The sequence below is a fragment of the Pauljensenia sp. 20925_1_27 genome (assembly GCF_041432835.1).
Taxonomy (GTDB): domain Bacteria; phylum Actinomycetota; class Actinomycetes; order Actinomycetales; family Actinomycetaceae; genus Pauljensenia.
Genome location: NZ_JAPWAH010000026.1, coordinates 1 through 23333, shown reverse-complemented (window position 1 = coordinate 23333; position 23333 = coordinate 1). Strand labels below are relative to the sequence as shown.

16 protein-coding genes are annotated in these 23333 nt (G+C 67.5%); 7 read left to right on the top strand and 9 right to left on the bottom strand.

All coding sequences use genetic code 11. The features are described from left to right. From O3684_RS09655 to O3684_RS09635, 5 genes are all read left to right on the top strand, one after another. A partial coding sequence (locus O3684_RS09655; protein WP_500066665.1) for a prealbumin-like fold domain-containing protein occupies positions 1-2202 on the top strand: 2202 nt, incomplete at its 5' end. Between the two features lie 82 nt (positions 2203-2284). After that, a complete protein-coding gene (locus O3684_RS09650; RefSeq protein ID WP_500066663.1) occupies positions 2285-3895 on the top strand; it encodes a SpaH/EbpB family LPXTG-anchored major pilin in 1611 nt (536 codons plus the stop codon). Between the two features lie 138 nt (positions 3896-4033). Beyond that, on the top strand, positions 4034-5251 hold the full coding sequence (locus tag O3684_RS09645; RefSeq protein WP_500066661.1) for a class C sortase: 1218 nt from the start codon (positions 4034-4036) through the stop codon (positions 5249-5251). Between the two features lie 393 nt (positions 5252-5644). Continuing rightward, a complete protein-coding gene (gene mtnN, locus O3684_RS09640; RefSeq protein WP_048775436.1) occupies positions 5645-6388 on the top strand; it encodes a 5'-methylthioadenosine/S-adenosylhomocysteine nucleosidase in 744 nt (247 codons plus the stop codon). A 70-nt stretch (positions 6389-6458) separates the two neighbouring features. Further along, a complete protein-coding gene (locus tag O3684_RS09635; protein WP_500066659.1) occupies positions 6459-6965 on the top strand; it encodes a low molecular weight protein-tyrosine-phosphatase in 507 nt (168 codons plus the stop codon). A 168-nt stretch (positions 6966-7133) separates the two neighbouring features. On the opposite strand, the gene O3684_RS09630 is transcribed toward O3684_RS09635, so the two are convergent. Then, a complete protein-coding gene (locus O3684_RS09630; RefSeq protein ID WP_500066657.1) occupies positions 7134-8081 on the bottom strand; it encodes an endonuclease domain-containing protein in 948 nt (315 codons plus the stop codon). A 508-nt stretch (positions 8082-8589) separates the two neighbouring features. Here O3684_RS09630 and O3684_RS09625 point away from each other — a divergent pair. After that, positions 8590-9363, top strand: a complete 774-nt coding sequence (locus O3684_RS09625; RefSeq protein WP_500066655.1) for a hypothetical protein — start codon at positions 8590-8592, stop codon at positions 9361-9363. Between the two features lie 335 nt (positions 9364-9698). On the opposite strand, the gene O3684_RS09620 is transcribed toward O3684_RS09625, so the two are convergent. From O3684_RS09620 to O3684_RS09585, 8 genes are all read right to left on the bottom strand, one after another. Further along, on the bottom strand, positions 9699-11024 hold the full coding sequence (locus O3684_RS09620; protein ID WP_500066649.1) for a cytochrome c biogenesis protein/redoxin: 1326 nt from the start codon (positions 11022-11024) through the stop codon (positions 9699-9701). Between the two features lie 268 nt (positions 11025-11292). Beyond that, positions 11293-11979 (bottom strand): AAA family ATPase, encoded by a 687-nt coding sequence (locus tag O3684_RS09615; protein WP_500066635.1) that lies wholly within the window; start codon positions 11977-11979, stop codon positions 11293-11295. Further along, on the bottom strand, positions 11976-12509 hold the full coding sequence (locus tag O3684_RS09610) for a phosphoribosyltransferase (RefSeq protein WP_500066634.1): 534 nt from the start codon (positions 12507-12509) through the stop codon (positions 11976-11978). The genes O3684_RS09615 and O3684_RS09610 overlap by 4 nt, the downstream gene beginning before the upstream one ends. 488 nt (positions 12510-12997) lie before the next feature. Further along, a complete protein-coding gene (locus tag O3684_RS09605) occupies positions 12998-13504 on the bottom strand; it encodes a SprT-like domain-containing protein (protein WP_500066632.1) in 507 nt (168 codons plus the stop codon). Next, entirely contained in the window at positions 13501-18690 is a 5190-nt protein-coding gene (locus O3684_RS09600) for a DUF3418 domain-containing protein (protein ID WP_500066630.1), read from the bottom strand. The genes O3684_RS09605 and O3684_RS09600 overlap by 4 nt, the downstream gene beginning before the upstream one ends. 333 nt (positions 18691-19023) lie before the next feature. Beyond that, on the bottom strand, positions 19024-19989 hold the full coding sequence (locus tag O3684_RS09595) for an ADP-ribosylglycohydrolase family protein (RefSeq protein ID WP_500066628.1): 966 nt from the start codon (positions 19987-19989) through the stop codon (positions 19024-19026). Between the two features lie 135 nt (positions 19990-20124). After that, the gene (locus O3684_RS09590; protein WP_500063302.1) at positions 20125-21267 is read right to left on the bottom strand and encodes a VIT1/CCC1 transporter family protein; all 1143 of its coding nucleotides are present in this window, start codon (positions 21265-21267) and stop codon (positions 20125-20127) included. Positions 21268-21272: 5 nt separating this feature from the next. Then, a complete protein-coding gene (locus O3684_RS09585) occupies positions 21273-21569 on the bottom strand; it encodes a YtxH domain-containing protein (protein WP_500063301.1) in 297 nt (98 codons plus the stop codon). 377 nt (positions 21570-21946) lie between these two features. Here O3684_RS09585 and O3684_RS09580 point away from each other — a divergent pair, with 377 nt between their 5' ends. Next, positions 21947-22660, top strand: a complete 714-nt coding sequence (locus O3684_RS09580) for an alpha/beta hydrolase (RefSeq protein ID WP_500066626.1) — start codon at positions 21947-21949, stop codon at positions 22658-22660. Positions 22661-23333 lie beyond the last annotated feature (673 nt).

Genomic DNA, 23333 nt, shown 5'->3' with positions numbered 1-23333 from the left:
ACAGAACCTGCGCTCCCCGCGTCTGGCGTTCAGTTCCTGCGCGACGCAGTCATGGACCAGGGTATCTACTACGGCACGCCGAAGTGGGTGACCGACCCTGCGACCGGCAAGAAGGTCTTTATTGGTACTGCCTATGAGCCTGAGCTGGTAAACTCGGCCGACCCCTCGCAGGGTTACGTCAACAAGCCTGAGTCTCAGTCGGGACGCTACTACTGCGTCAAGTACGTGGGCGAGGGTAATGGCGACTACGACCTCTACGGCCAGTACTACAACAAGGGCGCGGAGCAGCCGTACAGCCACGTTACCGCTAAGAGGGTGACGCCCATCAATTGGCCTGGCGCCAAGGGTAACGTCAACGAGAACCCCTACGTCTACGACACCGTCAAGCTGGAGAAGACAGCCTCGGACCATACCTTCACGAAGAACGGCCGCGAGTACCGTCTGCACCTGTGGGGCTTCACCCCCGCGAACAATGCGACCAACTTCCTGACCCCGGACAACTTCAACTCCATCCCGACCGCCGACTGTCCCGCGACCCCGCCCGCGGACGCCAAGCGTACCGACACCTTCGTGACGCAGGAGCTCTCGGTCAACTACGGCTGCCTCTACGGTGTCATCACCGAGGAGAGAAGCGTGCGCATCGCGAAGGCCGTCGAGGACCCGGCGGGTGCCAACCCGACGATCCCCGCCGCCACCTTCTCGGTGACCACCGGCGACACGTGGCACGATAATAGGGCTGACACCCCGGCAACCACCGGTACCGTGTCCGTCACGAAGCCCACGGTCTCCTCCGCGCCGGCTCGCACAAGCTACATGTACGGCTCCGATCCGCTGACGAGTCTGACCCCCACCGGCTTCGGTGAGGCCCAGGCGAAGTACGACTCGACCTTCATCCCCTTCGAGGTCGGCAACTCCGACTTCACCATCACGGAGAAGGACATCTCGACCGGCGGCGAGGACAAGTGGAACCTCAAGGACATCAAGTGCGTCAACGGCATCGGTGAAGACGTCGCCGTGACCCGCACCGAGCGCGGCGTCAACTTCAAGAACGTCGGAGGCGCCGCCTCCAACGAGGCAGCCCCCATCACCTGTACGTTCGTCAACGAATACCAGGCTCCTAAGCTGCGCGTCCAGAAGACCATCGAGAACAACGGCGGCGCCAACGGTGCCACCACCTTCAATGTGGACTACAAGATCGTCGCCACCAACGACGGCTCGCTGGCCGCCAACACCGGCAAGCTCACCGACAAGCCCGACTTCGCGAAGGGCCTGGAGATCAACTCTGCCAAGATCGCCGAGACCCAGGCCGGCCTGAACTCCGCGTCCAACGCGACCGCCACCGGCGGCGTCTACACGCTGACCGACGGCGTCGAGCTGGCCCCCGGAGCCTCCAAGGAATACTGGATCCGCTTCTCGGTCACCCGCAACCCCGCGGCCGCCGGCTACAGCGAGGCGAACCTGGCCTGCTCCGTCAACGGAAACAACGAGCTCGCTCCCGGCAAGGGCCTCTTCAACGAGGTCTTGGCTGAGAGCGGCAAGGACAGTGACGGTACGAGCAACAACAAGGCCTGTGGCCCGACCGTCCCCCACGACTTCGTGGTCGTGAAGGCCGGCACGCAGAACACCGGCTCCACCTTCGCGGACGCCTCGAACCAGTACATCGGTCCGAACAACGCGGCCATGTACCCCCTGAAGGGCGCCGAGTTCGCGATCTACAAGTCCAACCCCAACACGGATGCGAATGCCACCGCGGTCAAGACCCTGACCCAGGCAACCGCGACCGACGGCTACTACTGGAGTGTCAACGACCTGAACCTCGACACCGCCTACTGGCTGGTCGAGACCAAGGCCCCCGCCGGACACTCCCTGCTGCCCCAGCCCCTCGAGTTCAAGCTGACCACCGCCCGCGCGGACGGCTCCGGCACGACCATTGAGCTCGCGGCCGACCTCACGGACCAGGCCAAGTGGGCCACGAGCGCCGTCCAGGCGTTCGCGTCGGACAGCAGCACGCCGGGCCCCCAGGGCTTCCTGGTCGGCGGCACCCGCAAGGCCACCATCGTTGTCAAGGACACCGAGGTTGGCGAGCTGCCCAAGGCAGGCAGCACCGGAATCTACCCCTACATCGGCGTCGCAGCGGCGCTCATGTCCGGGGCGATGGTGATGACCGTGGTCACCACCAAGAGGCGCAAGGCACTCGCCTGAGCCACCCATGAGGTCCCGTGACCACGGTGACCCACCATCAAGAAAAACTCCCGAAATCACACACACAGGAGAAAGAAAACCCATGAGCACCACGAAGACCCGCCGCAGCCTGAGCCTGCTCGCAGCCTTCGCCGTCGCCGCCGGCGCGGTGGCCCTGCCCGCCGCCACCTCCGCGACGCAGGCTGCCCCCGCCTTCGGCCTGGCCGCCACCGTCACGCGCGCCCCGTCGCTCGTCGACCTCGACGCCAACAAGACCGGCTCCATCACCATCCACAAGTACGTGAAGGACGCCACCAACGGCACCACCGAGGGCAACGGCCTTGAGGACACCTCCAATCACGGCACGCCGCTGGCTAACGCCAAGTTCTCCGTCGAGCGCCTGACCAACATCGACCTCACCACGCAGGCCGGCTGGGAGAAGCTCGCGAGCTACGACGGCAACGTTGCTGCTGCGAAGAACGACGGCGTTGACGCTGCCGTCGCGAAGAAGACCGATGCCGACGGCCTGGCTAAGTTCGACGGCCTCACCCTCGGTGCCTACGTCGTGACCGAGACCGAGACCCCCGCGGGCTACGTCGGCTCCAAGCCCTTCATCATCACGGTGCCCATGACGCACCCGACCGACCTCAACAAGTGGGTCTACGACGTCCACGCCTACCCGAAGAACTCCAAGGCTGGCATCGAGAAGACCGTCAACGACGCGGACACCCCCGCCATCGGCTCTGCGATCTCCTACACCATCAAGTCCGACGTGCCCGCCGCTGAGGCCCTCGACTACTACGACGTCGTCGACCAGTACGACAAGCGCGTCGAGCTGCCCGAGGCGAACGTCGCCCTGAAGCTCATCAACGGCAAGACCGGCGAGGTCGCCCTCGTCAAGGACACCGACTACAAGCTGATCTCCGCCACCGGCACCGACAACAAGACCAAGTTCTGGACCGCCGAGTTCACCGCTGCGGGCCGCCAGAAGCTGCTCGACAACCGCAAGGACGACACCACCAAGGTCCAGATGGACCTGTCCGGCACCGTCAAGGACAAGGTTGAGGCTGACGGCCTGTTCAAGAACAAGGCCATCCTGCTCCCCAACGCTCCCTCCAACGGCTGGAAGCCCAACTCGGGCACCGTTCCCCCGCCGGACTTCCCGAACTCCGAGGTTGTCTCCAAGTTCGGCAAGGTGAAGATCACCAAGGTCTCCGCTAAGGATGCCGCCACCAAGCTCTCGGGCGCCCAGTTCGAGGTCTACAAGTGCACGCCTCAGTCCACCCCGACCACGAACTTCGAGTCCGTCGACGCGATCCTCGATGAGAAGCTGAGCCCCGCTGGCAAGGAAACCTACGAGACCGACACCGACGGTGTGGTCACCATCGACGGCCTGCGCAACAACGACTGGGAGAACAACGAGGCCGTCGCCAACCCCGGCTACTACTGCCTCGTCGAGGTCAAGGCCCCCGACGGCTTCGAGCTCCAGACCCGCCCGATCGCCTTCCAGGTCCTGCAGACCAACTCCACCGAGGATAACACCTACACCCTCGCGACGACCGTCAAGGACGTCCCGCACAACGGTGGCTTCAACCTGCCGCTGACCGGTGCTGCCGGCATCGGCGTCCTGATCGGCGCTGGCGCCCTCCTCGTGGGCGGCTCCGGTGCGATCGCGCTGGCCAACAAGCGCCGCAAGGAGCAGGCCGACGCCTGATCCTCGCTAGCTAGCGACACACAGGGGGGTGTGGACCCGCGGGTCCACACCCCCCTCGCGTTGCCCGCAACCACCCCCAAGCGGTACTACCCTGTAACCAGACAAACTTCCACGGCCTCGGCAATGAACGGAGAAAGCGTGAGCACCCAAGCGCCCGACAAGAAGAAGACACCCCTCAAGTGGCGTCTCCTCACGATCGCGCCCCCGATCCTGCTGCTTGCCGGCATCCTTGTCCTCCTCTACCCCGTCCTGGCGACCCAGTACAACAACCAACGCCAAGAACGCATCGCCTCCGAATTCAGCACCGTCGCCGACCAGGCCGGCCCCGACGCCGTCGCCGAGTCCCTGCGCCGCGCCGACGAGTACAACCTCAAAGCCTCCGAGTCACCCATCCTCGACCCCTGGCTCGACGCCCAACGCCCCGGCACCGCGCAGTACCAGGACTACCTGAGCCAGCTCAACCTCAACGACGTCATGGCGACCATCAAAATCCCGTCGATCAACGTCAACCTGCCCATCTACCACGGCACCGAAAACGCCACCCTCGACAAGGGCATCGGCCACCTCTTCGGCACCGCCCTGCCCGTCGGCGGCGAATCCACGCACACCGTCCTCACCGGCCACACCGGCCTGGGCAACGCCACCATGTTCGACCAGCTCACCAGCGTCAAGATGGGCGACGTCTTCTACATCGAAACCGCCGGCCGCCACCTGAAATACCAGGTCACCGACATCCGCGTCGTCCTGCCCACCGAGACCGAATCCCTCAACAAGGTCGAGGGCAAGGACCTGGCTACCCTCATCACCTGCACCCCCTACGGCATCAACACGCACCGCTTGCTCGTCACCGGCGAGCGCGTCCCCATGGACGACGACGCCGTCGCCGCCGAAGCCGCGCAGGTCAAGGGCTCCGTCATGAAACCGTGGATGATCGCGGTCCTCGCGTCCGTTGCCGTCATCCTGGTCATCGCCGGCGCCATCTGGCTGCGCTCGCGCAAGCGCACGGACGAGGAGCCCCAGGCGCTCGAGGGTGCTCCTGCCGCTGGCGCGCTGGCCGCCGCCGATTCCGGGGACGAGGCCGGGGCTGCCGCTGAACCCGGTGCTGCTGCTGAGTCCGGCGCGCCTGCGTCCGGCGAGGCCGCGTCCGGCGAGGCCGCGTCCGGCGAGGCCGCTGCCCCCGCCACACCTGGTGCCCCCGCTAACGGTGGCGCAGGTGATGCTGGCGCTGCGCCCGCTGGTGCTGCGCCCGCCACGCCTGACCTGCTCACGGACGCCGAGCGGATCTCCGACGAAGAGATCGACGCGGGCCGGACCGCCGCCCTCAAGAAGATGCTCGAGGAGCGCGGCAAACAGTAAACGGGCAGGGCGAGGCCCCGGCGCGCGCTCACGGCCCCGATCCGGCCCCTGCCTCGTCCCGGCCCCGTCCCGGCCCTGAACTGCGCCCCGGCCCCGACTCGACCCGGCCCCGACTCGACCCGGCCCCGACTCGACCCGGCCCTGTGGTTCCTCAACAATGTCGCATGCAATTCCCTCGGGATTATTTCAAACATTGAAATCAAGTCGTTGGAATTGCAACCTTTGTGGGCGGTGTCAAAAACTGACCGGGGGGAATTGCATGCGACTTTTGGGTGGGTGTCACCGGAAAGGGAAGGTTCCAGGCGCCGGTTACGACCGGCCGGGCATGCCGCGCGGCCAGCCCCGCGCGAGGCGAGCGCGACCGCGGCGGGCCTCGTCCCCTACCATGGACGCATGAACCTCAGCTTCCCCGAGCGCATCCGCGTCGACGCCATCATCCAAGCCGCCATGGACATGGAGGCCGCGCCCCTCCTGCACGAGCTCGCGCCCATCGGCGGCGACGAGACGCCCCAAGCCATCCTCGCGGGCACCCACAAGACCCAGCGATTCGTGCTCGGCATCCTCGACGGACGCACCGTCCTGGTCGTCACCTCCGGCATCGGCCTGGCCAACGCCGCCTCCGCGACCGCGCGCGCCCTCACCCTCGTCGAAGCCCCCATCGTCATCGCCGCCGGCACCACCGGCGGGCTCGCCCGCGACATCAACGTCGGCGACATCGCCGCCGGCACCCGCGCCATCTACGGGCAGGCCGACGCGACCGCCTTCGGCTACGCCATGGGGCAGGTCCCCCAGATGCCCGTCGACTACACCACCTCCGAAGCCGCCGAGGAACGCCTGCCCATCCTGCGCGGCCTCATCGAGCACCGCGTGCGCCGTGGGCGCATCGTCTCCTCCGACTCCTTCTGCACCGAGGCCAACGTCGGCCCCATGCGGACGCGATTCCCCGACGCCATCGGCACCGACATGGAAACCTGCGCAATGGCCCAGGTCTGCTGGTCCTCCGACGTCGACTGGATCTCGCTGCGAGCCGTCTCCGACCTGTGCGGCCCCACCGCCGACCAGGCCTTCCACATGGACGGCGCCCGCGCCGCCGCCCACAGCGCCCAGGCCGTGCGCGCATACCTGACGCTGCTCTGAGTGCCCGCCCTGGCCTCGTCGCCCTGGCCTCGTCGCCCCGGCCTCGGGCCCCGAACGAACGGAAACGATCATGACCCGCCCCGCCCGCGTCCTCATGGTGTGCACCGGCAACATTTGCCGATCCACGATGGCCCACGCGATCCTCGAACAGGCCGCCGCACGCGCCGGCGTGGACGTCGTCGTCGACAGCGCAGGCGTCTCCGACGAGGAGGAGGGCAACCCGATCGACCGCCGCGCCGCCCGCGTGCTGCGCGACGCCGGGTACACCGTGCCCGAACACCGCGCGCGCCAGATCCGCGCCGGCGAGCTGGGGGAGTGGGACCTCATCCTGGCCATGACCTCGCGACACCTGAGTGTTCTGGAGCGCCTCGCCGATCGCGCGGGTATCGAGCACGATGCCGCACCGGCGTCCGCTTCCGATCTGGGCCAGGGGCCCCGCATCTGCCTGTACCGCGACCTTGACCCCGAGGGCAGCGGCGACGTGCCCGACCCGTGGTACGGCGGGCATCAGGACTTCCTGGACACCCTCGAGGTTATCGAGCGGGTTACGCCGCAGATCCTGACGCTTCTCAGCTGACAGGCGTGGCGCTTGGCGGGCTTCCCCCCAAAAGTCGCATGCAATTCCCCGGAGGGGTCGTTGGCGACCCTTACGAAAACCGCATGATTTCAATGGTCTGGTTTCAAATCTTGAAATAGTGGTGGGGGAATTGCATGCGACATTTTTGGGTAAGCGTGGTGTGTAGCGTCAAGATGCCCGTCCGAGGCCGTGGTACGGCAGGTAGAGTCCGCCCAGGATCTGCAGGAAATCGATGTTTTTTGCGGCCACGCGCCCTTCCCCTGCTTCCGCGTGCGACACGAGGCCTCGGATCGCCTTCACCGATTCGGGGACCTCCCGCGCGAAATCGCCATTCATGACGTCGTCATAGGTGAATCGAAGGACGACGTATCCGCGCCGGAGAAGTTCGCGGTCGCGCTTGAGGTCCTTCTCGCGCTGCTCTTTCGACGAGTGGAAGGCCCACCCATCCACCTCGATGACGATGAAGTCGAGGATGATCATGTCGACCTCGCCAACTCCTTCGATCCAGACTCCGACCTGCGGTGTCAGCCCCATGTCGATGAGTTGCAACCGGGCAACGGTTTCGAGGATCGAGCGGGCTCGGTCCGACGAGAGGGAAAGCGCTTCTCTGAGGTGAGGCAGTCGGCTGCCGGTTGGTGGGATAGTGAGCGTCGAGACCTCGTAGAGTCCGCGATTGCGTGCGGCATCAAGCATGGGCAGCGAGACCTTGAGTGGCATGCAGACGAGCACTCGCTCCAAGACTGTCCCGATGCGCGCTACATGTGTGCGTTCTTCTTCTTTGCTCAGGACCGGCTCCCAGTGGACGCACACATCGTCGAAGCGGCGGAGCTTTGAGTGGTGCATTCCTCGGCTGTGTCTGACCGACAAATGCGTGCGCTGTGGGAGCGCCTCAGTGGCGACTGGTAGGTCATAGAACTTCGCTGCGCTCACACACGAGAGGCAAGCGTTGTATACAAAAGCGCGAACCTGATCGAGAGTGAAGCTGTTCTTGTCATAGATCCAGCCTCGGTAGTGTCCGATGGACTGGGGCAGCATCGAAGGAGTGAGCTCTGCGTGGTGCAGGCTTGTGATTCGTGTGATTCCGTGGCGTTTACGTAGCTCTTCGTTGAGATCCATACATAGATCATGCTACTTCGTGACGTTTCGTGTGAGCTGTTTGAAAAATCTGTGGATAACTAAGAAATTTCGCATGCAATTCCCCGGCACGGTCTTTTTGGGACCCTGTGAAAACCGCATGATTTCAACGATCTGATTTCAAACATTGAAAGAGTCGTGGGGGAATTGCATGCGACATTGTTGGGTAACTGAGGGTGTGAGGGGTGCGTGCGCGAGGCCTGGGTTGGGTTATGGAGTCTGGGGTGCGAGGCCCGGGTGCGCGAGGCCCGGGTGCGCGAGGCCTGGGTTATGGAGCCTGGGGTACGAGGCCTGGGGTGGCCTGGGGCGTGCGGTTCGAGAGCGGCGCGTTGTCAAGCGTGTCTTGCCTGAGGAACGAGGTTGTATGTTGCTCGTGTCGCGAATTACGGTGAGATTGCTGGCACATTGGTCAGTAGCTGCATGATCTGCGGTGAGCGCCATGCGCAACAGACGATTGCACGCGCATACACAACACAAACTAAGGATGCATATGAACGCACTGAAAAAAGTCGCACGTGGTGAGCGGACGACAATCGTCGTCATTGCACTGGTCGCAGCCGTCGCCCTCGTCCTGGGCGTCGGTGGCTTCTTCATGGCACGCACGTTCCTGACGAGCACGGACTCGGGAACCACGGCCTCGAAGGCGAGCTCCGATTCAAACGGAGGAATGAGCGGTGCCTCGTCCGGCGAGGCTTCACAGGTGCCCGATACCGAGCCGCAGTCTGAGGCGGCCCCCACCACGGAGGCCACGGCCTCGAGCATGCCCCCGTGTGAGGACGGCACCTCTGCGCCCGACGGAACCTGCCTGCACCCAGCATCAGTTCAGTGGCTCGACGACCTCCTGCCCGACCCGTCCACCGTTGATCGCAAGGATGCTGACGCGGTGTGCTCCGCCTACGTCATCACCAATCAAACGTGGGACGCGTCGCGCGACGTCACGGACGCGTTCGCGTCCATCCGCGCGAGCGTCTACGAAACGCCCGAGCTGCAGCGTAAGCACACGCCGACCCCCGAGCTGGTGAAGGGGCAGGGTGAGTTCCTGCCGCTGGTGCCAAATCGCTCCCACACGACTGTCACGATTGAGAACATCGGCGTTGAAGGCAGGGAATCGACCCGCCGCGAAGGTAATGAGTGGGTGAGGCTCGTCAGCTTCACGCGCTCCTACGCGGACGACTCGCACGAGCCGGTCCACGAGTTGGTGATCCTGACCCTCGTCGAGCAGGAGGACGGCACCTGGGCTGTCGGTAACGCCGAGTGGCACTGATTGGCGCTGATTGGCACGAGGCGGGTTGGCTGGTGCGTTGTGCCGCGTTGGCTGATTCTGGGTAGCCTCTTCAATTTCGCATGCAATTCCTTCCCGGGGTCTTTGGTGACCCCTGTAAAAACCGCGTGATTTCAACGATCTGATTTCAAATCTTGAAAGAGGGGTGGGGGAATTGCATGCGAAATTGATAGGGGAGCCAGTACCGACGTCGGATACAGTGAGCGGCTACCCCGTGCGGGGCAGCCGCTCGCTGCGTTCAATCGTGCGCGGGGCAGCCGCTCGCTGCGTTCAATCGTGCGTGAGGTGGTCGCTCACCGCGTGAAGGCCTGCGCGCCTCAGTCGGGCAGGGTCGCGCCCGCCTGGGTGAGGAGGGTGCGGATCTGCTCCTCGACGCCCTTGGTGCCGCGGCCCATCGCGACCAGCTGGCCGTCAGCGCCCGCGATGAAGTGCGTCGGCCAGGCCGTCGCGCCGTAGGCCTTGAAGGCCTCGAGGTCGGGGTCCAGGGCGACCGGGTAGGTGATGCCCAGCTTCTCGATCGACGCGTTCACGACCGCAGGGTCGCGCTCGTAAGCCTGCTGGGGCGAGTGCACGCCCACCACGACCAGGCCGTAGTCCTTGTACTTCTCGTAGATGGCCTCAAGCTCTGGGATCTCGCGCTGGCAGTTCGTGCACGAGCTCGACCAGAAGTCCACGAGCGTCACCGTGCCGGACGGCTGGCCCAGGGAATTCAGCCACTCCGAGGCCTGGATCGTCGGCATCACGCCGCAATCCTTCGCACCATTACGCGCGCACTGCGCGAAGTCGGTGCTCGCCTCGACGTCCTTCTCGGGCTCGCACGCGCCGTCCTCGCAGGCACCCTCGGTGCCCGCCTCGAGCGAGGCCGTGTAGTCGGGAATCATGCGCTGCAGGGCCATCGGAGCGTCCGTCGCGATACCCAGCGCGAGCGCAATCATGGCGACGCCCGCCGCAATGCGCAGGGGGCGCTGGCGGGTCTTCAGGAAGCGGGCCGCGACGCCGGAACCGGCGATCGCGACGATCATCAGCGGGATCGACACGCCGATCGCGAAGGAGATGGCCAGGCCGATGATGTGCCACGTGATCTGCCCGGAGCTCGAGGCCACGATGATCGAGGTCAGCACCGGACCCGCGCACGGCACGAAGGCCGCGCCCAGGACGAGGCCGAGGCCGAAGCCTGCGCTGTCGCCCGTCGTGCGGGGTGCCAGGCGCGCGAAGGGGCGCTCGAGCACCTCCATGATCTTCGGGACGATCATGCCGATACCGACGGCCAGCAGCAGGATGATGCCCATCCATCGGATCACGGCCTGCGGCAGGTGTAGCAGGCTCAGCAGCGCCGAACCCGCGACCGTGATGATCATGAACGAGGTGACGAGGCCCAGGACGATGAGCACGGGGCGCCGCGTCACCGAGTCGCTGCCGTCGGCCTTCACGGCTGCCTTCTTTGGCGCTTCCCCGCCCAGGTTCACGCCCCGAGCAACGCGGAACAGCGCCGGGTCGATGCTCGCCTCGTTCTCGGAGGACCGGGATGCCTCGTTCGAGGTGCGCCCGCCCGCGGCGCCGAGGAAGAGCGCGGGCAGGACGGGAAGGATGCACGGGGAGATGCCCGTGATGAAGCCGCCAAGAAGGCCAAGCAAGAGGAACATAGGTTCACCTTACTTGGAAGTGGTTGAAAATGCGCGCTACTTATCGGCGGCAAGCATGGCAACCGTTTGGCATGACCGTCCCCTGAAAAGTCGCACGTAATTCGCTCCCTGGTATTTCAAACGTTGAAATCGGATCGTTGAAATCATGCGGTTTTCGGCCGTGCTCTAAAACTGAACGTGCGAAATTACGTGCGAAATTATGGGGGTGTGGGCGCAGTGACGAGGCTGTGGCGCGTCGGTCCGACTCGCCTACAGCGACAGGACTCGCCTACAGCGACAGGACCAGGTCCGCGCGCTCCTTCGTGCGCTCGACGAGGGCCATGTTCGCGGCGTCCACCGTGCGCACCCAGTGCGCCGCGTCCGCGCGGTCGCGCCCAAAGCTCATGTGTCGGTCGATGAGGCGCGATGCGAGCTCGTCAAAAGGCGTGTCAATAAAGACGAGCAGGTCGATGAGGCCACGCACGTCCGCCCAGCCGGGCAGCTCGAGGCCCAGGTAGTTGCCCTCCGTAATGGCGACACCGTCGATCTTGATGGGGAGCGAGGCAGCGACGGGTTCATGCAGGTCGCGCCGGTAGTCGGGGGCCAGCACTACCGCGTCCCCGCGGCGCACGCGCCCCAGGAGAGCGACGTACCCGCCCACGTCGAAGGTGTCGGGTGCACCCTTGTGGTCGGCGATCCCCCGCGCGGCCAGCACCGCGTTGGACATGTGGAAGCCATCCATGGGGGCCAGGCCCGCGACGGGGATGCCGGCCTCGGGCAGGGCGCGAGCCAGCTCGGCGGCGATCGTCGTCTTGCCGGTCCCGGGAGGACCGGTCAGGCCCAGCACGCGCACCGGGTCACCGAGGCGGGCGCGCTCGGCCACGGCCTCGACGATGCGCCGGGTGATCGACGAGGCTTGGGCGTGCGCAGGGGAGGCAGCCGCCTGCCGTCCTGAGCCCGCTCGCAAGGAGGTCATGGCTTGATGACGGGCAGCGTCGACCAGGGGAAGTTGATCCACTTGTCGGTGTACGCCCACACGTAGTCGGGGTTGATGATGGACACGGGCTTCTTGTAGATGACCGCGCTGCGGGCCTCGACGCGCACGGAGGAGGAGCCGTCGAGAGAGAGGCCGTGCTCGTCGATGAGGTCCATGACCATCTTGAGGGTCTTACCGGAGTCGGCGACGTCGTCGACGACGAGGACGCGCTTGCCGTCCATCGCGGAGACGTCCATGAGCGGGGGAAGCAGCATGGGCTCGTCGAGGGTTTCACCGATGCCGGAGTAGAACTCGACGTTCATGGTGCCGATGGCCTTGACGTCCATCGCGTAGGCGATGGCGCCGGCCGGGATGAGGCCGCCGCGCGCGATGGCGACGATCAGGTCCGGGATCCAGCCGGAGTCGATGATCTGCTGGGTGAGCTCACGGGACGCGTCGCCGAAGCCCTCCCAGGTGAGGACCTCGCGGTCGGGAGCGGTCGTGGCGTCGGGGCTGGCGGTGGTACCCATGGCTTCCTTCTCTCGGGGGTGTTGGGTTCAAGGGTATCGCCGTCGGGCGGGTGTGTGCTCGCCTTTGGCTGTGTTCGGCCCTGTGACGTGGGCAGACGCACGCCGCGGGCAGCGTTTTGGGTCTCCAAGGTCAGGGGCGAGGAAGGGGCGAGGAAGGGGCGAGGAAGGGGCGAGGAAGGGCCTGAGAAGTTTCTCCCCGAATATCGCAGGTAATTTAACTCGGTCATTTTTTGGGTATGGCTTAAAACGTTGCAATTCCAACGGTCTGATTTCAAAGTTTGAAAGAGTGAAAGGGGAATTGCATGCGACATTTTTGGGTAAGTGATCGTGTAGGGGATCGGTCGGTGGCGGCGGAACGCTGACGGCGGCGGTGGTAACGCTAATGGCGGCGGAACGCTAATGGCGGCGGCGGAACGCTAATGGCGGCGGCGGAACGCTAACGGTGGCGGAACGCTAACGGTGGCGGAACGCTAACGGCGGTGGTAACGCTAACGGCGGCGGATCGAGGCGAGCTCGCGCTCGTAGGCGCGCCCGGGCGAGGTGGCCTGCCCGCGGTGCTCCCACGTGAGGATCAGCGCCGGGTCGAAGGCGCGCGAGCACACCCCGCACGAGGAGACGCGGCGCGGCGCCCGGTACAGGCGGCGGGTGGCCCCGCAGCGCGGGCACGTGCCCACCCAGGGCGCGTCCGGGGAGGGCAGGGACGAGGGCAGTCGCGCGGAATCCGGGGCGTCGAGGGCGCGTGCAGCCCGCTTCCACGTGGCGTCGTGCCCGTGGGCGGGGCCGACGAGGGCGTGGGCGATCTCGTGCAGGATGACGCCCCGGATCGTGTCAGCGTCGTACAGGTCGGTGAGCGGACCTGACAGGCTGATCGTGCGCGTGGAGTGCGTGCACGCCCCCGCCCGGCGCTTGGCGTGGTCGAAGCGGAAACGCCAGTCGGCCAACCCCGCCGCGTCCATGAGGGAGTGGGCGAGGACGCGCGCCTCCTCCCGCTTCATCGCGCCCCCGCGAGCACGCCGAGCAGGCGCTTCATGGAGACCTTATTGGGCGTGCCCAGGGTCTGGGCGAACATGGACACGCGCAGCTCCTCGGCCATCCACCGCGCCTGGGTGAGCGCGGCGTCCCGTCGGGCGTCGTAGGGGCGGCGCTCCAGGGCCTGCCGCGCGGAGGCGATGTCGGCCTCGGCCTGGTGGATGCGGTCCATGTCCTCCAGGTCGCGCCCCAGCGCTCCCGGCGAGGAGGCGGCGCGCTCGATGCGCACGGCCCCGGCGCGCAGGTAGCGGGCCAGGTGCGGCAGCGCGGAGGCGGGAGTGGCGGACACGAAGCCCTCGTAGAGCAGGGTCCGTCCGTGCGCCGCGACGTCGCGCGTCGTCTCCTCCAACGAGGCCTGGGGGTGCGAGCGCACGGCGGCGTCGGCCTCAGCGCTGGCCTCCAGGGCCCGCACGACGTGGGAGAGGATCTGGTAGACGCGGTCCTCGTGGGCATCGCGCGCGGCCGCGACGAGGGTTTCGAAGGCCTCGGGGTCGCGCACGTTTGCGGGGGTGCTGAGCTCGTCGACGAGGGACAGGGCCGAGGCCAGCTGCGCGTCCGCGACCAGGGCGGCCGTGTCCGCGTAGGGGGAGGCCGCGAGCATGAGGGCCTCGCGGCCCGTCCAGCGCGTGGTGACGCGGTTCGTCGCCAGTGCGATGCGGGACAGCAGCAGGCGGGCGAGGCCGGCGCGGTGCTCGCGGTTCGCCTCGGCGGCGCTGGCCATGACGCGCACGCCCGCCGCCGGGGCCGCGGCGGTGCCCTGGGGGACCAGCGCGGGGAAAGCCCGCAGCGTCATCGAGCCCGAGGTCTGGGTGATCGAGCGCGGCAGCGTCGGCATCTCGGCGATGGCGTCCGCGTGGAAGGTGGGGTCCGGGGACGAGGCCTGGGCTGCGTCGCGGGATCCGGTGCCCGTCGCGGTCGCGCCGTGAGTCGGGGTGGGGGAATTCTCCCCACTGGGCGATCCCGTGGGGGTGTCGTTGGGGGAGGGTGCTCCGCCGGTGGCGTTGTTCGTGCCGGTGGCGGCCTTCCCCGAGGCCCCGCGTCCGCGCTTGTTCCTGCGCGCTTGCTTCTCGCCGGCCTCCTCGAGGGCCGCGCGCACGGCTGTGCGCACCGCCTTATTTGCGTCGTTGGCGAGGGAACGCTGCAGGTAGGCGAGATCCTTGCCCGCGCCCAGCTCGCGCCCTGACGCGTCGGTGACGACGAAGGTCATGCGCAGGTGGTCGGGCAGGTGGGCGCGCGCGTGCGCCAGGTCCGCCTCGCTCAGGTCCACGCCGCGCAGGACGCGCACCGCGTGGGCGAGGGTGTCCAGGACGGGGCCCTCAGTGAGTGGGCGGGGCTTGGGCGCCTCGCTCGCGGCGGCCGCTTCGGCGCCCTGGGTGGTCGGTTCCTGTTCAGGAGCCTCCTTTTGCGTCTCCTTCTTCGGCGCCTTTGCGGGCGAATTGCGCGTCGAGACGCGGCCCGAGGTCGCGCCCCACGCCGCCAAGCGGCCCATTGCGGCGTCCAGGCTCAGCGGGTCTGGCTCGTCGGAGCCGTCGGCTTTCGCCGCGCCTGCGGCAGCCTTGTCCGCCGACTCAGCGACGGCCTCGACCGGCTGGTCGCCGGCCTGCTCGATCCACCGAGCCACCGACGCGGCCACGTCCGGCGCGGGGGCCAGGAGGCGGCGCACGCCCTTGGGCAGCGCGCGGATCGCCTCGGTCAGCAGGTCCTCGCGCATGCCCGGCACCAGCCAGTCCGTGCCCGCATCGCTGACGCGCTCGAGCACCTCGATCGGAATGTGCATCGATACGCCGTCGCGCGGGCTGCCCGGCGCGAACTCGTAGCTCAGCGCCAGCGACAGGTCGCCGCACTGCCAACGATCCGGGAAGCCCTCGCCCGACGTCGCCTCGCGCGGCATCAGCAGGGATGCCGGGTAAATCAGCAGGTCCGGGTGAGAGCGGCGCTCGTCCTTCCACCAGCGGTTGAACGCCGCCGCGCTGGTCACGTGCTCGGGGATCAGATCGTCGAAGAAACGGAAGCGAGCCTGCTCGTCCGCGACGAGGCCGTGGGTGCGGCTACGGCGCTCAACCTCGCGAGCCTGCTCCACCAGGGCCTCGTTTCGGCGCTGGAAACCGTGCCTCTCCCTCCACTGGCCATCCACCAGTGCGTTGCGAATGAACATCTCGCGGGCCAGCTCGCGCGCCGTCGTCCCCTCGCGCGAGGCCGCCAGCTCCTCGAAATGACGCGGCTCAAACGACCCAGACGACAGCGGATCCTTCGACGCCGACACCAAGCCAGCCGCCAGCGCCTCCAGCGACCCCGCGCGCGGAGCGTGAGAGCGCGAAGCGGCCACGGCCTCGTCGATGACGAGATCACCTAAGCGCCCTAGCAGCACCTCGCGGTCCGCCGCCAGCGTCAGCCCGTAGAGGGTCACGCGCTCGCGGACCATCGCCGCGCCCTTGCCGACCGACCAGAAAGGCTCCGAATACGAGCGCTTGAGCAGGCCGCGCGCCGCCGGCTCCACCCACTCCGGGCGGATGCGGGCCACCGTGCGCGCAAACAGGCGCGAGGTTTCCACCAGCTCCGCGGTCATCACCCAAGCGGGGTGACCGCTCACGCCCGAACCCGGCCAGATCGTGAAGTGCGTGCCGCGCGCGCCCTCGTAGTCGCGCTTCGTCTCGTCCCACGAGCCCAGGTAGGACAGCAGACCAACCAGCAGCGAGCGATGCACCTGGTCCGCGTCCACGGATGCGGGGCCCTGCCCGTAGGCCAGAACCGCGCGCACGGCCGCGTCCTGCGCGCCGCCGAACTGGGCGGCCTCCACAACGTCGCCCGTCGACGGCTCGCCCACAGGCCCGACGCCGATTCCGAGCGCGCGGGCCATCTGGCGCAGCTGGCCGACGACGTCGCGCCACTCGCGCCACCGCAGGTAGTGGAAGAACTCCGCGCGGCACAGGCGCCGGAACGCCGACCCCGACAGGTCGCGCGCCTGCACCGCCAGGTAGCGCCACAGGTTCAGGTAGGTGATGAAGTCCGAATGCGGGTCCGCCAGGCGCGCGTGCGAGGCGTCCGCTGTGCCCTGATGCTCGGCCGGTCGCTCGCGCACGTCCTGGATCGACAGGGCCGCCACGATGACGAGGACCTCCGAGGCGCAGCCCAAGCGCTCGGCCTCCAGCAGCATGCGCCCCAGGCGCGGGTCGATCGGCAGGCGCGCCAGGTCCCGGCCGATGCCGGTGAGCCTGTACTGGGACGAGGCCGTGGCCGCGTCCGGCTGCTCAGCGTCCCGGGCGGTGGGCGCGGTGCCCGAGGCGTCCTGATCCGCGCGGGTATCCCGCGCGTTGCCTGCGTCGTGTGTGCCGCGTTCGTCGCGTGTGCGGGAACGGTCGCCACGGCCTCGGCGCTCCTGCGGCTCGCCGGACGCGAGCGCGCCGATCTCCACGAGGAGGGCGACGCCGTCGCGCACCGCGCGCCGATCCGGGGCGTCCAGGAACGGGAAGTCCTCGACCGCGCCCAGGCCCAGGGACGCCATCTGCAAAATAACGCTGGCCAGCGACGTGCGCAGGATCTCCGGCTCCGTGAAGCGCGGGCGCGAGAGGTAGTCGGCCTGCGAGAATAGGCGGATCGCCACGCCCTCCGCGACGCGGCCGCATCGGCCCGCGCGCTGGTTCGCGCTCGCCTGGCTGACCGGCTCGATCGGCAGGCGCTGCACTTTCGTCTTGTTGGAATAGCGGGAAATACGCGCCAAACCCGGGTCAATGACGTAGCGGATCCCCGGCACCGTCAGCGACGTCTCCGCGACGTTCGTCGCCAGGACCACGCGGCGCAGGCGGTGCGGCTCAAACACGCGATGCTGCTCGGCCGCCGTCAGCCGCGCGTACAGCGGCAGGATCTCGATGTCCCCGGGGCGGGCGCCCTTGTCGTCTCCCGCGCGCCGGCCTCGTCCCTTCAAGTGATCGAGGAGGGCCGCCTCCGTGTCGCGGATGTCGCGCTCGCCGGGCAGGAAGACCAGGATGTCGCCGTCGCCCTCCGCGCTCAGCTCGTCCACCGCGTGGCAGATCGCGGTCTCCACGTCGATGTCCTCGCCCATGCCGTAGCCCAGCGTCGCCAGCTCGTCGTCCGGGTCCTCCAGGACCAGCTGCATGGGGCCGGACTCGGTGAGGTCGGTGATCTCGAGGGTCTCGATCGTCTCATCCGCCTGCGCGGGCGAGGCCTCGGACGTGTACGACGAAGGCGTCGTCGGGCCGAGGGGACGGTAGCGAATCTCCACAGGGTAGGTGCGGCCCGACACCTCGATGACCGGTGCCGGCTCGATCAGGCGGCCCGAGCCGGGCGCGCCCTCCCACGTGCCGAAATGGCGCGCGAAACGGTCCGAATCGATCGTCGCCGACGTGATGATGACCTTCAGGTCCGGGCGCGCGGGCAGCAGGCGCGCCACGTAGCCCAGGATGAAGTCGATGTTCAGGCTCCGCTCGTGGGCCTCGTCGATGATGAGCGTGTCGTAGCGGCGCAGCATCGGATCCGACTGAATCTCCGCCAGCAAGATGCCGTCCGTCATCAGCTTGACGAGGGTCGTGGGGCCGACCTCGTCCGTGAAACGCACCTGGTAGCCGACCACCTGGCCGCGCTCACGGCCCACGGTCTGGCCCAGCTCGTCGGCGATGCGATCCGCGACCGAGCGCGCCGCGAGCCTGCGCGGCTGCGTGTGCCCGATCATGCCGGCGACGCCGCGGCCCAGCTGCATGCAGATCTTCGGCAGCTGCGTCGTCTTACCCGAACCCGTCTCGCCCGACACGATGACCACCTGGTGGTCGCGGATAGCGCTCGCGATCTCGTCGCGGCGGGCGCTCACCGGCAGGTCCGGGAAGGAGATCACGGGGATTGCTGCCGCGCGCTCGGCTAGCTGCTCCGGGGTGAAGGGCTTGAAGGGGCGCGCGTGCTCGCGTTGGGGGCGGCGGCCCTCATGGTTGCGGTTCTCTCGGCCCTGGCCCCGGCCTGCCTGGCCTTGGCGTCCCTGTCCCTGGCGTTCTCGGCCCTGGCCGTTCTGGCGTTCCTGGCCCCGGCCTCGGCCGCTCTGCCGTCGCCGCGCGCCGTCGCGCCCGTCGGAGGGGCGACCCGCGTTGCGAGAACGGGGGCCGCGCGCGTTGGGCTCGGACGGGGGAGTGGAGCGAGAGTCAGGCATGATAGCGCCAGTCTAGTCGCAGGCCAGAGTGGGCCGCCCGGCACCCGGCGGCGTGGCCGCCCGGCACGACCGCCCGGCACCCGGCGGCGTGGCCGCCCGGCACGACCGCCCGGCACCCGGCGGCGTGGCCGCACTGGAGGGGGCTCAGACCTCAAAAGTCGCATGCAATTCCCTTGGGTCAGTTTTTGAGTACGGCTCAAATCCGCATGATTTCAACGGTCTGATTTCAAACATTGAAATAGGTGCGAGGGAATTGCATGCGACATTTTGGGGTAACTGTTGGGTGCGGGTGTGGGTGCGGGTGAGGGTGCGGGTGTGACGAGTCTCGGGCCGTCAGGCGGAGGCCTCGCGCAGGTCCTCGTCGAATCGAGTCACGGGAGGCTCCAGACGCAGCTCCACGAGGTCATGCGCCAGCTGGTCGATCTCCTCGCCCTGATACAACGTCGACCTCCACGAGGCCGGGATGGCCTCGACCCCATAAAACGCGCCGCCCAGCTGGCCGTAGATCGCAGCGTTCGTGTCCGTGTCGCCGCCCATGTTCGCGATCGCCAGGGTTGCATCCTTGAAGGACGGGAAATCCAGGAGGCCATGCACCGCCAGGCGCAGGCCGTTCACGATGTAGCCGCTGGTCTCCGCCTCCCACGAGGCGCGCACCTGCGGATCCGAGCTGATCACCCGAGAGGCCATCTCGTCGAAAGCCGCGCCCGTCGACGCCCACGACACGTCCATGATCTGCTCCGGCGACCAACCCAGCAGCGCGCCCACCAGCAGGGCGGCGAACACCTCGGTGGCGGCCTCGGCCTCGACCGAGAAGTGTGTCTCGCGCGCGCTCAGACGCGCGGTGGCAACGACCTCGCGCGGGGAACGCGAGCGGAAACCCGCGATCACCATGGGCGCCAGGCGCATAATCGCGCCGTTACCGGCGCTGTTCGAGCGCTCGGCGGTCACCGGCACGCGGCGCTCGTGCTCGTAATCGAACAGCGCGGCACGCACCTGGCCACCGATATCGAAACACCTGTCCGTCGACGAACGGTAACCCTCCGAAAACCACCGCTGGTAGCGGTCCATCACGTCAAACGAGTCGTAGCGGCCCTGCGCCAGCAGAGAATCCGCGATGCACAGAGCCATCGACGTGTCATCCGTCCACTGACCCGGCTTCAGCAGGAACGGGCCGCCACCCACCATGTCCGTAATCGGCTCGAAAGTCCCCGCCCACTTGAACTCATTCGTGGTGCCCACCGCGTCGCCGACCGCCAGGCCCACCAGGGCGCCGCGCGCCCGAGAAAGAAAAGTCGTCATGTCCCCAGTGTGCCACAGGCCGCACCTGCCGGGATCCACGCCTGCGCCCCACGCCTCGCCCGAGGCCAGGGGAACGCGCGGGTCAGCCCCGGCCTCGTCCCCCGAGACCACCCCGGCCTCGTCCCGCCAGAGACGTCAGGAAACCGAGGTGCCGAACAGCAGACCGAGCAGGTAGGTGACGCCCGCCGCGCCGTAACCCACGACGAGCTGGCGCAGCGCGCGAGGCGTCGGTGCCTGACCCGAGAGGATACCGACCACGCCGCCCGTAAACAGCAGGGCGACGCCGACGATCGCGGCTGCGACGGCGATCGCGGCCACGCCCGTCAGGCCCAGAATGTAGGGGATCAACGGGAAGAACGCGCCCGTCGCAAAGAAACAGAACGAGGACAGGGCCGCCTTCGTGGGCGTGCCCACCTGATCGCCCGCGCCGTCCGACTCGGGGGTACCGCCCAGGGCTGCGCGCAGCGCGATCGCGCCGGACTCGCCGGTCGCCGGCTTGGCGAGGCGAGCAAAAACCTGCTTCGCGTGCCGCTCGGCCTCCTCCTCGCTCTCGCCGCGCGCGCGGAACACGAGGGCCAGCTCGTTCGCGTCCACATCCAGGTCCGTCACGGCCTGGTGCGCGTCCGGATCGGGGATCGAGGCGTCAAGGAGCTCACGCTGACTGCGCACACTCACCCACTCGCCGGCGCCCATCGACAGGGCGCCCGCGAGCAAGCCCGACACGCCTGTCAGCAGGACGACGTGCGGCTCCATGCCCGAGGCCGCCACACCCAGCACGAGGGCCAAGTTCGACACGAGGCCATCGTTCGCCCCGAAGACCGCGGCGCGGAACGTGCCCGCCAGCGTCTCGCGGGACTTCGCCGCCAGCGAGCGGATGACCTCGGCGTGGATCTGCTCGTCCGCCTGCATGTGCGCCGGCACATCATCATCCACGTCGCGCGCGGAACGCTGCTCCGCGCGCTGAGCCATCGCCAGAATGAAAATCGTGCCAAAAAGATGCGCGAGGACCGACGCCGCGCGCGTGCGCAGCGGCGGCTTCGGGGCGGGCAGGGCGTGCTCACCCAGGCGCGCCAGCCAATACTCCTCGTGGCGGCGCTCCGCCTCCTCGAGCTGCAGGAGGACCGCGCGCTCCTCGCCCGTCCGGCGCTCCGAAAGATCGCGGTAGGTACGAGCCTCCATGCGCTCTTCCGCCAGGTGCTTGCGCCAGCGCTTAATCTGCGCGCGCGACGGCTCCTGGCCGCTGGTCCGCTGGTCTGCGCTCACGGCCTCGTGACTCATCGCGCTCAACGCTGCGTCGCGGAGGACGTGGCCTGCGCGTCGACCGTCGTCGGCTGTGTGGCGGGTGCGCCAAAGAGGCGTTCCTTCACGGCGTCGGCGACCTTATCGGTCACCTGCTCGCCGCCCGCACGCACGAGGTCGGACATCTTCTGCCCCGCCGCGTCCAAGGGACGAGCAACGACCGGGAAACGGCGCAGCTTCGAGGCATTCGCGCGGATCTGCTCGTAGCGCTCGCGGCCCGCGCGCGTGCCCAGGACGTATCCGATGCCGAGTCCGATGAGGATTCCGGTCTTGGTTCCCATGATTGTCCTTCTCTCGCTGCAAGTTGTGGGCGTCGCGTGAGCGCGGGCGGTCGCTGATCCTCGTGGCTGCGCTCCTCACCGGCGCATATGCGCCCTATCTTAATGGCGGCGCCACCCCCAGCGCATGATCCTCGACCTGAATGGGGATTTTTCTCGGCTCTTTCTCGCGCGGTGTGTCGTCTTGTCACATTCGTGCACAGTGTGGGCGCCCCTTCACGCCGAGGGTTTGAAAGCGCTATGTTTGATACGTGAGCCAGATAACGATTGAGACGCCCCGGGGAGTATCCCTCTCCGGTACATTCACGCGTCCCGTGGACTGTCGCGATGCCGCGGTGATCTTTTCTCACACCTTTTTTTCGGATCGTCATGTATCGGGCATGTTCGATTCACTCGGTCGTGCACTGCGTCGCGCCGGCTATGCGACGCTCGCGTTCGACTACTCTGGCCACGGCGCCTCGGGAGACGAGATCATCACCTTCGATCCGCTCATCGAAGACTTCCGCTCCGCCTCCGGATGGCTCGCCGACCAGGGGTTTGTGCGCCAAATCTGCATCGGGCACGAGTTCGGTGCCACCATCGCGCTGCGTTCCCGCCCGCCCGCCGTGTTGACGTACGTGCTGGTCTCCCCGGTCCTCGGCCCGCTGTCCTACGACTGGGACCTCGTGTTCTCCGACGTGCAGCTCTCCGACCTCGAGCGCCACGGGGTCACCACCGTCCCCGACGACTCCGCGTCAGTGCGTCAACAGTTCACCATCTCCAAGCGCACCCTCGCCGACATGTCCATGGTCTCCGGCGAAAACGCGCTGCGTGGCATCACCGCTCCGGTGCTCATCACCCACGACTCCTTCGACGAGGAGACTGGCCTGCTCGACCGCACGCGCGAAGTCTTCCACCTGCTGCCCGACGGCTCCCACGTCGAGATGACCGCCTTGCCTGACGGTGTTGCAGGCGAATACACGCCGGTCGACGGGGTGCCCGTCGCCGACGAGGCAGTGGACCGCGCCCTGGCCGCCTCCGGTGCCGCGCACCTGCCTGCGCTGACGGACGTGGCCGCCAAGTGGGCGCGTCGCTGGGTGCCTGTGAGCCGCTGATCGCCTGATTTCTGGCGTTGTTACTACCCCGCCTGATCTCCGGCCGCCGCGTGGCCTGCCCGCCCGCGTGGCCTGCCTGCCCGCGTGGACTGGCTGTGTGTGCCGGTGGGCGGCGGTCTGTCTGTTTTCCGGCCGCCTGCGTGGCCTGCCTGATTTCCGGCTGCCGAGTGGTCTTTCCGCTGTGTGGCCTGGCTGTTGCACGGCGTGGCTGCCCGCGAACCGTCCGCGCGGCGAGCTTTGCTCGGCGCGTCGACTCGTTGTCCGGCTAGGCCCTGCGGGCATCGCGGTGCCTCCGATCAGGCGGGGCTTGTTGCTGTGAGTTGCCCGCCCGTGCCCTCCGACGCCTTTCACACCGGCGATACTTGTGATGCTGTGTGCGCCGCCCTGGCACTGCTGCCGCCCACCGGCACTGTGGCTCCTAATAATTTCGCATGCAATTCCCCTCGGAGTATTTCAAGAGTTGAAATGTGATCGTTGGAATTGCAACGTTTCCGGGTGTTGTTGAAATTTCATGCAATCGAATTGCATGCGGAATTGGGGGAGGGTGCGTTGGTGGGGTGAGACGGGGTGCCGGTGCGTGACTTTCTTCTCCCTGCTCGGCTTGTTGGTGGTGGAAGCGGTATAAAACTCTCCCTGCGTGCGGAAAGTGGGCCGAAATCGGCGCTTTGGGGCA

What these genes read in the sequence shown, in the direction of transcription:
- O3684_RS09610 (WP_500066634.1), bottom strand. Translation starts at nt 12,509, where the DNA reads ATGGGTACCACCGCCAGCCCCGACGCCACGACCGCTCCCGACCGCGAG.
- O3684_RS09635 (WP_500066659.1), top strand. Translation starts at nt 6,459, where the DNA reads ATGACCCGCCCCGCCCGCGTCCTCATGGTGTGCACCGGCAACATTTGC.
- O3684_RS09615 (WP_500066635.1), bottom strand. Translation starts at nt 11,979, where the DNA reads ATGACCTCCTTGCGAGCGGGCTCAGGACGGCAGGCGGCTGCCTCCCCT.
- O3684_RS09590 (WP_500063302.1), bottom strand. Translation starts at nt 21,267, where the DNA reads ATGAGTCACGAGGCCGTGAGCGCAGACCAGCGGACCAGCGGCCAGGAG.
- O3684_RS09595 (WP_500066628.1), bottom strand. Translation starts at nt 19,989, where the DNA reads ATGACGACTTTTCTTTCTCGGGCGCGCGGCGCCCTGGTGGGCCTGGCG.
- O3684_RS09620 (WP_500066649.1), bottom strand. Translation starts at nt 11,024, where the DNA reads ATGTTCCTCTTGCTTGGCCTTCTTGGCGGCTTCATCACGGGCATCTCC.
- O3684_RS09605 (WP_500066632.1), bottom strand. Translation starts at nt 13,504, where the DNA reads ATGAAGCGGGAGGAGGCGCGCGTCCTCGCCCACTCCCTCATGGACGCG.
- O3684_RS09650 (WP_500066663.1), top strand. Translation starts at nt 2,285, where the DNA reads ATGAGCACCACGAAGACCCGCCGCAGCCTGAGCCTGCTCGCAGCCTTC.
- O3684_RS09630 (WP_500066657.1), bottom strand. Translation starts at nt 8,081, where the DNA reads ATGGATCTCAACGAAGAGCTACGTAAACGCCACGGAATCACACGAATC.
- O3684_RS09600 (WP_500066630.1), bottom strand. Translation starts at nt 18,690, where the DNA reads ATGCCTGACTCTCGCTCCACTCCCCCGTCCGAGCCCAACGCGCGCGGC.
- O3684_RS09580 (WP_500066626.1), top strand. Translation starts at nt 21,947, where the DNA reads ATGTTCGATTCACTCGGTCGTGCACTGCGTCGCGCCGGCTATGCGACG.
- O3684_RS09585 (WP_500063301.1), bottom strand. Translation starts at nt 21,569, where the DNA reads ATGGGAACCAAGACCGGAATCCTCATCGGACTCGGCATCGGATACGTC.
- O3684_RS09625 (WP_500066655.1), top strand. Translation starts at nt 8,590, where the DNA reads ATGAACGCACTGAAAAAAGTCGCACGTGGTGAGCGGACGACAATCGTC.
- mtnN (WP_048775436.1), top strand. Translation starts at nt 5,645, where the DNA reads ATGAACCTCAGCTTCCCCGAGCGCATCCGCGTCGACGCCATCATCCAA.